Annotated in this window: 9 protein-coding genes; 3 read left to right on the top strand and 6 right to left on the bottom strand. The window is 58.4% G+C overall.

Annotated features, from left to right (window positions below):
* Positions 1 to 487: 487 nt before the first annotated feature.
* Entirely contained in the window at positions 488 to 1,246 is a 759-nt protein-coding gene (gene map / locus B1991_RS15810) for a type I methionyl aminopeptidase (protein ID WP_136259643.1), read from the bottom strand.
* Position 1,247: 1 nt separating this feature from the next.
* Positions 1,248 to 1,454 carry a ParD-like family protein gene (locus B1991_RS15805; protein WP_136259642.1) on the bottom strand — a complete coding sequence of 69 codons (207 nt, stop codon included), beginning with the start codon at positions 1,452 to 1,454 and terminating at the stop codon, positions 1,248 to 1,250.
* A gap of 697 nt (positions 1,455 to 2,151) precedes the next feature.
* Between B1991_RS15805 and B1991_RS15800 the strand changes: the two genes are divergently transcribed.
* Both B1991_RS15800 and B1991_RS15795 read left to right on the top strand, forming a co-directional pair.
* Positions 2,152 to 3,210 carry a DUF4238 domain-containing protein gene (locus B1991_RS15800; protein WP_136259641.1) on the top strand — a complete coding sequence of 353 codons (1,059 nt, stop codon included), beginning with the start codon at positions 2,152 to 2,154 and terminating at the stop codon, positions 3,208 to 3,210.
* Positions 3,211 to 3,275: 65 nt separating this feature from the next.
* Complete coding sequence (locus B1991_RS15795; RefSeq protein ID WP_136259640.1) at positions 3,276 to 3,788, top strand: hypothetical protein; 513 nt, start codon at positions 3,276 to 3,278, stop codon at positions 3,786 to 3,788.
* Between the two features lie 636 nt (positions 3,789 to 4,424).
* Here the strand turns inward: B1991_RS15795 and B1991_RS15785 are convergent.
* From B1991_RS15785 to B1991_RS15770, 4 genes are all read right to left on the bottom strand, one after another.
* On the bottom strand, positions 4,425 to 6,383 hold the full coding sequence (locus tag B1991_RS15785) for a DUF3732 domain-containing protein (RefSeq protein ID WP_246031205.1): 1,959 nt from the start codon (positions 6,381 to 6,383) through the stop codon (positions 4,425 to 4,427).
* On the bottom strand, positions 6,380 to 6,913 hold the full coding sequence (locus B1991_RS15780) for a three component ABC system middle component (RefSeq protein ID WP_136259637.1): 534 nt from the start codon (positions 6,911 to 6,913) through the stop codon (positions 6,380 to 6,382). The genes B1991_RS15785 and B1991_RS15780 overlap by 4 nt, the downstream gene beginning before the upstream one ends.
* The gene (locus B1991_RS15775) at positions 6,910 to 8,124 is read right to left on the bottom strand and encodes an ABC-three component system protein (protein ID WP_136259636.1); all 1,215 of its coding nucleotides are present in this window, start codon (positions 8,122 to 8,124) and stop codon (positions 6,910 to 6,912) included. Before B1991_RS15775 ends, B1991_RS15780 begins: the two co-directional genes overlap by 4 nt.
* A gap of 155 nt (positions 8,125 to 8,279) precedes the next feature.
* The gene (locus B1991_RS15770) at positions 8,280 to 9,368 is read right to left on the bottom strand and encodes a site-specific integrase (RefSeq protein WP_136259635.1); all 1,089 of its coding nucleotides are present in this window, start codon (positions 9,366 to 9,368) and stop codon (positions 8,280 to 8,282) included.
* 104 nt (positions 9,369 to 9,472) lie between these two features.
* Between B1991_RS15770 and B1991_RS15765 the strand changes: the two genes are divergently transcribed.
* Positions 9,473 to 10,366 (top strand): DNA-binding protein, encoded by an 894-nt coding sequence (locus B1991_RS15765; protein WP_136259634.1) that lies wholly within the window; start codon positions 9,473 to 9,475, stop codon positions 10,364 to 10,366.
* Positions 10,367 to 10,808 lie beyond the last annotated feature (442 nt).

Raw genomic sequence — 10,808 nt, 5'->3', positions numbered from 1 at the left:
ACCTTGCTCGACAGACAATCGGATCGTGGTCGAAGCTAGAACGGAACAGCCTTTAGGGATGGTTTGATCATCCCGCGTACGTGACGGCAGCCATCATGCTCGCCGTCACCTCGCACTCGACGACAGATAGGCGCCGCATCCTGAGGCAATTCTGCACTCTGTTTTTATACAGTTCAGCGCAGTGATACGCGCGGCAGTGGCACTTATCCTGCCGTGGTGTCCCGTCCACACTGTCCCCAGGCGCTCTTGGCTCAATGGAGAGTGATTTAGGTGCCGTCAGCAAGGTTCCCTGCGATACCTTGATCCTTATCATCGGTCCTGGTGAGGAAGTGGTCGCACTTGGCCAAGTGGGTGCATGGCAGGTGATTAGACCGGGTTATCGGGGGGGTAGGGTGGTCGTCAGCTTCCGACCCATTCCGGTCGTTCGCGACGGTCTACTTTCAGGAAGTGCTTCACCGTGTCAGCGGAAGCACTCGAAGGCTCATCGTTAAGCCCCGTCATTGCGCAAAGTCAGCACTTCGACACCGTCCGCGGTAACGGCAACGGTATGCTCGAATTGAGCAGACAGCTTCCTGTCCTTAGTGACAACCGTCCACCCGTCGCGTTCTGTCGAGACCATCCGGGTTCCTTGGTTCAGCATCGGCTCGATGGTGAACACCATCCCTTGTCTCAACTTCAGCCCGGCTCCTCGCCGACCGTAGTGAAGTACCTGTGGGTCCTCGTGCATCTCCCGACCGATCCCATGACCGCAATATTCGCGTACCACCGAATAGCCGTTCGTTTTGGCGTGTCGTTCGATTGCGAAACCTATATCGCCCAAGTGCGCTCCCGGACGAACCTGCTTGATCCCTTTCCACAACGCTTCTTGGGTCACTCGCACCAACCGTTGCGCAGCAGGCGACACATTGCCCACGAGATAGGTCTTGCTGGAATCCGCGATGAAACCGTTCTTTTCGAGGGTGATGTCGAGATTGATGATGTCGCCGTCTTGGATGATCGCGTCCGAATCGGGTACGCCGTGGCAAACCACATGGTTGGGTGAGCAGTTCAAAACGTATCTGAAGCCGTATTGCCCTTTGCTTGCCGGTCGGGCGGCGAGATTTACCGTGATGAATTGCTCGACCAGGTCATTGATCTGCATAGTCGACATGCCGTCAAGCATCTGCCCGTCCAGCATCTCGAAGACGGACGCGAGCAACTTGCCCGACGTTCTCATGAGTGTCACTTCTTCCGGGGTTTTGACCACTTCAGGCAGCCTCTTTGCCGGCCACCATCACTTCTGCGGTTTCGAACTGCGTCCTCATGATGTCGTTGAAGGACAACGTCGGATTGGTTTCGGCGAGCATCCCGACCTTCATCCAGAACTCGGCTTGGGCGTTGATGGACCGGCACATGACAGTGCTTGCCTTGCGGGCCTCCGCATGAAGCTCGTCGTCTATTTTTACAATGCCCATGAAATTCCTGCCAAAAAAGTTTGAATATACGAAGGATATACGTTTCGTATACTACGGATCAATGCTCTCGCAGGAAAATTCGTGCTCGAATGCCGGCGCATGACCAGGCAATCGGCCTTCCGCTCTGACGCTATCAGACACAGACATGGGGGTTCCCGCACGCAGCGACCGTTCCGCTGCTTGCCACTCTACGATCGATCTCGATGACCCAGCGAACGACCGCTCTTGGCCGATTTCGGACCTAGGGCAGGGCGATTAGCCCGTGTTATCGGGAATAGGGCGACCGATGCAATCCTTGAAGACAGCCGTGAACCGCCTCATCCAGCCGATGGAAATCTTCTCGGTGCGCAAACCGTAGTGTTTGGTGTTCGACACGCATGTGGCGACGAACTTCGTCGAACAAGCGGGGTAGAGCCCATGGATCTCTGCGAAGACGATGAAACAGAGAAGCTCTTGCTGGGACAAATGGTTCAGCTCGAACAGCAAGCCATAGATGCAGCAGTACCTCACAGGCGAGCAACCGTGGGATGTCCAAGCGCAGACTCTGAGAACAGGAAGGATACAGTAGCAACCGGACATCGTCAGGTTATGGCTCTGGCTTGTGATTTTGCATGCGCTATCCAGCCCGGGTGCTTCTTGTCTCGACCGGTGAGACCACGCAGCCCTATGCTCGGCGAAGCCGATCAGGGGATACACGATGTCTGGCGTCAATCAGCACTACCTACCGCAGTTCCTCATGCGTGGCTTCGCCACGAAAGGAGGGACTATGAAAAGCCCCGTCTACAAAGCTGTTGAGCACCACAAGTCGCGTGGCGTGATGCACGCCCGCAACGTTATGAGCATTGGTGCGCAGCGGAACTTCTACGGCAAGGAAGGGCCTGAGTCCATCGACGACGCGATCGACCGCCTCGAGAGCAGGCTGGCGCCGGTGGTTCGTCGGCTCAATCTGGGCGAGCTGCTCTCAGACGACGACATCCCCCAGATCGCTTCACTGGCGACGCATCTGGTGATTCGTGCGAAGCACATGCGCTCGCTTCTAGAAGATGGGTTCCGGGAGATGGGCGGGCTGATGCGGAGCTACGCAAATGATGAACGCCTGCTCGAACGAGGCGCGCAGCGTATTGACGACGCGGAGCTCGAGCGGATGATCGAGGAGGAGGCAGCAAAGCGTCGTGTGACACTGACGCCGGGGCAGAGACACCTGTTCAAGAACCGGGCGAGGGCCGAAATTCAGCGGAAGAAATCGGATCCAGTCTTCAAAAGAGAGCTTTCTGAAATCATTGAGAGCGGGGCAAACAGGTTCGAGCAGGAGGCCGTCGAACGTTCGGAGCAAACCCACCTTAAGGCACTTGGTAAGGGGCTAGATCCTGCCCCCCGCGTTGCCCTGTTTCAGCAACTGACATGGTCGGTAGCTCACTTCCCAGGCGAGATGCTTATCTTGTCCGACGTACATGTCGTGGCGTTTTCCGCAGATGGAAAGGGCATGAGCGCCGTCTTGCACAAAGACAATCCGCCGGCGTTGGTTGCCTTGCCCATCTCGACTGAGCGAGCGTTGATTGGTTCATCGGTCGAGGGGCAGTTGCCCATTGCCGATGACATCAATCGGGTAGGGGCTAAATTCGCGCACGAATTTTTCATTACCGAGCGCGCCACGGAGGTCACACGAGCACTTGTGGCCTCGATTGGTACTGCACCGACAATTTTCGATGACCCGGAATGGCGAGAGATCAGGCGAACGGCGCCGAAAGAAGACTAGACTTAATAGTGGGCGCCTAGTTTGAAGAGGCAGACACACATTTGTGGCAAGCGTTGGGGGAAAGAATGGACAAATATTCTGGACCGGATGACATCTATCAGGTATTGGTTGAGGAGTCCGAGGAAAATTGGCTGCTGGGATTATTGGCGTTTGCGGTGGTTGAGGAGCAGCGAATCGAGTGGGTGAAACATCACCTTAAAACCACAGGTGTTTCGCCGGCGCCGGATGACATTCGGACGTGGTATGAATCACAACCCGAAAGCGTGCTGGTAAGAGCAAGAGCTGAGGCAGAGAATGCTCTGAAGAGTTACGGAGCAGAAGCGGTCGAAGAATTCGACGATGCGTATCGGAAAGAGATAGCCCAAGGAATTGTGGTGGCTGAGATACAAAAGCTCGGCCGATGGTTGCCGCAATTTGGAATGAACGTTGCCGGCGGTGTTGTTTCATCCATTGTGTTTGCCGCCATTCTTGTTGTTCTAGCGCTTTTTGTTCTAAAAAATCCGTCGACTAACGACATCGCAACGAAGCTAAACAGTCAAATGGGAGCTCAAAATGGCCAAGTCGGAAGTAACAAGTAAGCGTGCAGCGTCATCGGCCTCAAAGGTTTTGCGCGACAGCGGATCTAGCAAGTCAGCGAAATCGGCTGCGGGTTCGGCGCTTTCTCAGAGAAGCACATCAAAAACGACGTCCTCTGGTGCAGCTTCGGCGGCATCTAAGGCGCTTAAGAATGCCGGCTCAAGCAAGGCAGCTCGGTCGGCTGCAGGATCGGCCCTAACGCAGAAGCCTAGCGGGCGTAGGTGATCGTGGCGATCAGCGACTGTTATCGGGGGCAGGGGACGATTGGAACCAATTTGGGCGCGGCTTGGGGTCGCTAAATCTTCAGCGGATTGTGGAACAACAGTGACTAGCCTTCGTTTGCGCCGTAGCATCGTCACTAGCCCCCTCCGTCGATCTCTGGAACGATGCTGCCCATCTATTGCGCTTGATGGGATTAGGTCACTGAAACCATTTCCCACACCGAGGACGGACAATTCGAGTGCGACGTCAGACGGTCGATCCAACAGTGAAATCCGGATACCCCATTTTTTGCGCTTCAACACCGTTGCATTCTCTTACCCATAAAGCCTGTTATCTGGTAAAGAAGACAGCATTCGACACCGAAGCTAAAGTGGGATTTGACGCGTATGCCAACGGTGGCCATATCACGGCTAGTCTTAGGAGGGGGTGCCTACGTTGCGCCCGTCATCCCACTCGGCTGGCACCAAGGCGACGCCGTCTCGCCAGCGCTCAATGACCGCTTCTTGGTACCACGGCTCGGTGATGTCAGCATGTTCAGTGATAATGACCTGCAGGCGCGGCGATAAGTCTTGGACGACCTGTTGAATCAGTCTGAAGATCCTAACTATGGCGATGCGATCTTCGTCGTGGACGTCGACTTGGTTCACATTCCGACCCTGATCAGCGGGGAAGTAAACCTGTGAGGGCTGATCGAGGAAAAGGAACCGAGGCACAGGTCGGTTCTTGCGAACAAAGAAATCATGCAAGGCCAACAGCGCAATCAAGTGGCAACCAAGCCACGTAGCGCCGCTGCCCATCCGATTCATGGGGATCGGGCCATCGTCCGAGTCGGCGACGACCAGTAGCTTCTTGGGGTCAAGACGGAAGGGAATTCCGCTATGCTCCAGCTCAAGGTGTCGTGCCCAGCGGGTCATCAAATCGCCGAGTCGGTTCATGATCGAAGAGGTGCGCTCTTGGGTGTTCGCATCGCTTAGCAGGGATTCGATGGCCTCCACCTGCTCGCGTAGCGCAGCTATCTCGTTGTTGAACTTCTCCCTGTCCTGCGTAGTCGGCAGGGATTCCAGCGTCAGACTGATGCGTCCCAGAACGTGGGCCCTCCGAGACGCCGCGTCCCGCATGGACTGAAGGCGGGCATCGGACGCGCGAAGTGATTCGAGGGTAGACCAGTTGTTCCGGAGCGCACCCTTCAGAGAGTCCAGCTCAGTTGCCTTCTCTGAAATTAAGGTGTCCAGGCCCGGCGTGTGCTTGAGAACATTCTTGAGTTGATCCCTTGCCCGCCCAAGCTCAGTTCGGAGTTCCTCCACCGTCGGCATGGTTGAGGGCAATCGTTGGCTACAAACTGGGCAGTCATTGGTTTCTGAGTCGTCCAGCAAGTCGATGCTTTCAAGCCTAGCGATCTGCTCGCCAGTCTCACTGGCATAGCCGCCTTCTTCTTTCCGAAGCGCGGTCATCGCCTGCAATTCGTCGTTGACGTTATGGAGCCTCGCCCGCAAACCGGTTCGCTCACTGCTCAATCGAACGAGCTCCACCTGGTCAACCTGGGATGCAACTATCTCGAGCTGTTCTTCGGCAGTGGTTTGGCCGGCTGCACGCAGGGCGTCGACCGCGTCCGAGAAGGACTCGGCCACGAACTCCTGCGGGATGAGGCCAACGCCTTTGGCTTCAGCAACCAACCCGTCCACTCGCGCTTCGCCGGTCAGTGACAGCGATCGAGCAAGCTCGGTCTCTTTGGACCGGAGGTCTCGGCGGAGCGCGCGTAGACGAGCTGACAGCTCGACATGGTCGTCCTCAACGGCGCCGATGAAGTAGGGAAACGTGTCTTTGATGCTCTGCGCAACCCAATGGTCGCTCTGCCCATGGAACAAGAAGCCAGGCTGCGATATCTCCGTTTGCTTCTGGAACACATACGCCAGCGTGTGCCTTATGCTCGCCGACAGTTCCGGCCGTGTTGCCCCCTCGGGAGGCGTATGACGGTTCGAGCCGATTCCCGTAGCCAGTTCTATTCGAGCCATCACCGCATCGATGGTCGTGGTGACCGTCAGCCGGTCGATGGGGGGAATCGACAGGGTCGATCCCGTCAGGTAGTAGGCGTCCGTCGTCGTCGTCTTCCCGCGATCCGGGGCTCGTCTCGCAACGAAGTGCTCTGAACTTCCATCGGTCATGCGCAATGCATACCAATCGATCGTCCGAGCCATGATTCCGTGCGGAATGTTGCACGTGCTGCTGCCCAAGCAGTAATCGACGATATCAATCAGCGAAGATTTGCCGGTGCCGGACTCGCCCGTGATGATGTTGACTTTGCCGGGCTTCAGGGAAATGGTGCGTGGGTCGCGACCGGCAGAGTAAATGACGATGTCGAGGATTTGAATGCTCATGGCCGCACGCCCCATAGGGCCATTACGGTGGGATAGTCGCCGGAGGTCGCAAACCAGCGGCCAACGAAGACGGCCTTCTTGGCGCAGTTGATAACTTCCTGGGAGGCCGACTGGGAACCGTACTGATTGATCCGCCTTACTGTGGCGGAAGGAACGATGCTTGAGCCTTGGAGCTCAATGAGCCCTCCCGCTGACGATACCGCCACGGCCTGGCGAACCAGCGGAGCAAGCGCTCGGGCTCGATGAGGAAAGCCGACCTGAGCGGAAGTATTCACGCTTAGCCACGCTGCCAGGCTGGTGTTGATCGCCCGAGGCAGGGTTTCCCGGGTTGCTTTATGCAACACGACGGGAAGCGCTACAAAGGCGAGCGCATAAGGAAGACCGTCCTGGTCTTGGGATTCCTGCTGGTGCCCCTTTGCGGCGCAATAGAGCAGCGTTCCCAAGAATGCTGGGTTAAGCAGACGAAGCTGCTCCACCGGCTGGCGACGCCAAGAGGCATCCTGTGGTTGATACCGGGTAGTTTCGTTCATAAGGTCTGCATCCGGCTTCCGAGTAAGTGCTGTAACCTCGACATGAATTGGGGATGCCAGCCCACCCTCAAATCATTGGCTAACATGTGTAAAGAGCCGCGGCTAATGCTCGGGTTGTCCACATTTTTCTGGATGGGATAACACGATGTCTCCACCCACTGGTAGATCATCTTGGCCATCTGACCTTGCGCGGCTTCGGCTTCCTCTTGACCTAGATCGTCGAGCGCACGGTTAAACGTGAGATCCCACTCTTCGCAGAGCGTTAGCTCATACCTTTCGATATCTCCAACCATCACGAGGTTCTCTCTGACCCATCGGGACCGTTGTTCGAACGCGCGGTAGTAGTCGCGCACGGCGGCAAGCACGCGCCGATCATTGACGCCAACCAGCCGAGCTTGATGCACGAATATCTCGTTCTCATAGCTGGTCATGTCGACCATGTGCTCAAGAATGTCGTTGTCGACGGGAAGCGCACTGACGAGCTGCTCACGAATGTCATCCATCTGCGCCTGCAGATCGCCGCTATTTATTGGGACTTTGGAACCCCCTATTAGGTGTTTGAGGGAAGCGGTAAACCACCAACCTTCAAGCCGCGACAGGAAGGAATCAATGTGGTCGCGCTTCACTGTGAGGCGTATCTCATGCCTAATGTCTTGGCCCACTTGCTCGATGTTCGATGAACTCGGGGCAATCACAATCGACGAGACCAACGCAGCCTGCTCCTGCTTGGATAGAGCAAGGAAGAGTTCATACGCCGGCTTGTTGATCGCGTTGGTCGACGTCTGGGCAGTCGCCTGCATCACCGTAACTGCACAGACTTCATCGCGGGAGACTGCAAGAAGACGGCTCGCGATTGACCCCTCTGCGACAGCGTGGGTCGTGATTAGGATCAGGCGGTCGTCCGGAGCGATGTCTCCGGATGCGCGTCCTTCGATCCAGATGCGCAACGACTTCCAAATGTCAGGGGAAGCATCCGTTAGGTTGGCTTGGGAATTGATGTGATGCTTGAGCTGGAACAGCTCGAGAGGTGTCCCGATCGACTCAAAAACCACGTCGTCCAACGTCTCGAGATAGATGGAGAAGTCAGCATCTGAGCCCGGGTCGATTCGGCGCAATGATGTAAGCAGCGCAACCCGGATCTGGTAAAGGTAACCCAGCGCGGAATCGCCCGCACCGAAGGCGGTGCTCCCACCGGCGTTTGATGATGTCATCTGCCCCCCAGTCCTTTGGTCGCTGGAAACAAGGCCTCCCGGGCATATGCCCGGCTATGCACTCGCCCGCTGGCGATCATGGTCGCATGGATGTGACGGGAGACCAATCAGTTGGATCCGGATAGATCCCAGCCGAATGCCTCTCCGCCTGCTGTTTAGTTGTCCTCAAGCAGGCGCGCGGCCGGATTATCTGCTGCGCCGCCTGCTTGGAAGTACCCCATCACGCTGGATACCGCACGGTGTTCGGTCATCTGCATGATCGCTGGCAGTGAGACCCCCTGGCGACTCGCCTCGGTCACAAACCCCGACCGCAGGCTATGCCCGCCGAAATCCCCCTCCAGCCCGGCGAGCCGCGCCCGCCGCTGCACGATTTCGCCCACCGCCGCCGGGGACAGGGCAGGGCCCACGCGCTGCTTCCACAGCCGCCGAAACATCGCCCCCTCGGTGATCGCGGCCGCAGTTAACCAGGCCTCCAGCGCCTGGGCCGCCCGATCCAGAATCGGTTTGTCCGGTGCCGACGACGCGGTCACGCCAGCCTGCTGCGTCTTGCTGTGTTCCAGCCGGTAGATATAACCCTGCGGACCGATGCGGCGCAGGTCGCGCAGATCGGCCGCGGCGATCTCGCTGCGCCGGCGGCCACCGCTGGCAAAGCCGAAGCAGAGCAGGGCGCGATCACGTATACCCTCGAGACTGTCGTCGCAGGTCGCCAGCATCGCCTCGAGCTCGGCCAGGGTGATGGCGGTCTTCTTGCGCGGCCGTACGCCGCGCTTCACGGCCGCCCGGGCAGCGCGGCTAAGCACCGTGCGGATCGCCGGTTGCTCGCACGGGTTCAGCACCTGCTTGAGCCGGTGCGCGGTCGACAGCACCGCGACCCGATGACGTACCGTCGCCAGCGTCCAGGGGCCAAGCTTGGCTTTGAGGCCGGCGCCCACCAGCGTCCGGTCCACGGCGGGCGGCAGCTCCCACGCCAGGTCACCTTCGGCCGAGCGACGTACGACGTGATCGACCACGAACTGCAGCACCGTGGCCTCCGGTACCGGCAGGGAGAATGCCACGCCGTAGCGCGCCGCGTGCCAACCGGCCCAGTAACGCAAGGCGCTGGCATAGCTGCGCGTGGTGTTGGCGGCGGCCGCTTCCGCGAGCAATTCGCGCACCGCGTCGGCGGCCTGCTGCGCCAGCTGAATCGGCAGCGTCAGGCTGGAGGCCGGCTGGGCGAGGGTCGGAATCAGGGAATTATCTTTCATACTATGTAATGTATACTACGAAGTAGGGCGTCTAGCCACGATAATCATCACTTATCGTGAGTAAGAATGCCAGAGGGCAGGGCACCGATCGAGGAGACCGTTTCATGCCGCGTGGCATCACCCAGCACCAGGTCAACGCCGCCGCCGACGCCATCCTGGGTGTCGGCGAGAATCCCACCATCGAAAAAGTGCGCACCGAGCTCGGCACCGGCTCGCCCAACACAGTGACGCGCATGCTCGACGTGTGGCGCAGCCAGCTCGGCGAGCGGTTACGCCGGCTCAGCGCACTGCCGGATCTGCCGGCACCTGTCGGGCAGGCGATGATGACGCTGTGGCAACTGGCCACCGAACACGCCAACCAGGCGATCGCTGGGCGCTTTGTCGAGGAGCAGGCAGCGCTGGAGACCGACCGGAACACACTGGCCACCGAACGCCAAGATTGGGGCACCCGTCTGGAGGCCGCTGAGGCTGATCGCGCCCAGGCCCTAGCGTCGAAGGATCTGGCCGAGCACGCCTGCGCCACCCTGGATGCCCAATTGCAGGACAGCCACGCCCTTCGGGCCGATCTGGCCCAACAGCGGAACCGTTTGCAGACACAGTGCGATCAGTTGAGTGCTGAGCTTCACGGTCTTCGGGGCCTGTTGGCCGAGCAGCAGCACGCCGCAGCCACGGAACGCGCCCGGCAGGAGGCGTACGTGCGCAACCTCGAGGATCGCGCCCATCAGGAGGTCGATCGGCTCCGACAGGAAACCAAGCAGTGGCAGCAGCGGCTGGAGGTCGCCGAACGGTCGCATCGAGACGCCGAGACAATCCTCAGGAACGAGCTTGGAGCGGTCCGCGACCAGCTGCGCGGCTCCGAAAAGGAGATCGCACGCTACGCTGGACAGATCGCGGGGCTTGAGAGAGTTTTGAACAAACAGGCTCAACCGAAGCCGAAGAAGGTACGTCACCCCGGCCGTTCCCAACGAGCAGCACGTGCCAAGAAGGAACAGGCCTAACTTGGGCGACAGGTCGCACAGTTTGGTGACCTCGCATGCGGTAGGCGGTTCAAGCGTGCCGCCGCATTAGCCGGAATTCTTCGATCTTGCTAATTTTAGCTCGACTCAGCTAATTCAATGAAAACAGTGTATTAGGTGGCCAATGAGCGTTTCTGCAGGAGCCTCGGCTGCCCCTCATCTAGATTTGAGAGCCGACGGCGCAGCGCTGCAGTGGCCTAGAAACTTAGGCAGAAATTTTCCCGTTGCACAAGTTTGTTGGCAGTTGGCGCCGCTAGCATAAGTTTCTTGGCTGAAGTTGCATAAGACTTTGGGCGATTTGGCCTAAGTTTCTTGGTCGCATTCAGCGACCCAGAGGGCGGCCCACGGGTCGGGCTTCGACGGCTCCGGCCCCCTCACCGGACGCCCCCTCGATTTCGCATAATGTATATTATGTCAATTGTTG

This window comes from Rhodanobacter lindaniclasticus, from assembly GCF_004799035.1.
Classification (GTDB): Bacteria; Pseudomonadota; Gammaproteobacteria; order Xanthomonadales; family Rhodanobacteraceae; genus Rhodanobacter; species Rhodanobacter lindaniclasticus.
This window is presented reverse-complemented; position numbering and strand designations above follow the sequence as displayed.

Excerpts from the sequence above, each read along its gene's own strand:
- B1991_RS15805 (WP_136259642.1), bottom strand. The coding sequence starts at position 1,454 with ATGGGCATTGTAAAAATAGACGACGAGCTTCATGCGGAGGCCCGCAAG.
- B1991_RS15800 (WP_136259641.1), top strand. The coding sequence starts at position 2,152 with ATGTCTGGCGTCAATCAGCACTACCTACCGCAGTTCCTCATGCGTGGC.
- B1991_RS15795 (WP_136259640.1), top strand. The coding sequence starts at position 3,276 with ATGGACAAATATTCTGGACCGGATGACATCTATCAGGTATTGGTTGAG.
- B1991_RS15785 (WP_246031205.1), bottom strand. The coding sequence starts at position 6,383 with ATGAGCATTCAAATCCTCGACATCGTCATTTACTCTGCCGGTCGCGAC.
- B1991_RS15780 (WP_136259637.1), bottom strand. The coding sequence starts at position 6,913 with ATGAACGAAACTACCCGGTATCAACCACAGGATGCCTCTTGGCGTCGC.
- B1991_RS15775 (WP_136259636.1), bottom strand. The coding sequence starts at position 8,124 with ATGACATCATCAAACGCCGGTGGGAGCACCGCCTTCGGTGCGGGCGAT.
- B1991_RS15770 (WP_136259635.1), bottom strand. The coding sequence starts at position 9,368 with ATGAAAGATAATTCCCTGATTCCGACCCTCGCCCAGCCGGCCTCCAGC.
- B1991_RS15765 (WP_136259634.1), top strand. The coding sequence starts at position 9,473 with ATGCCGCGTGGCATCACCCAGCACCAGGTCAACGCCGCCGCCGACGCC.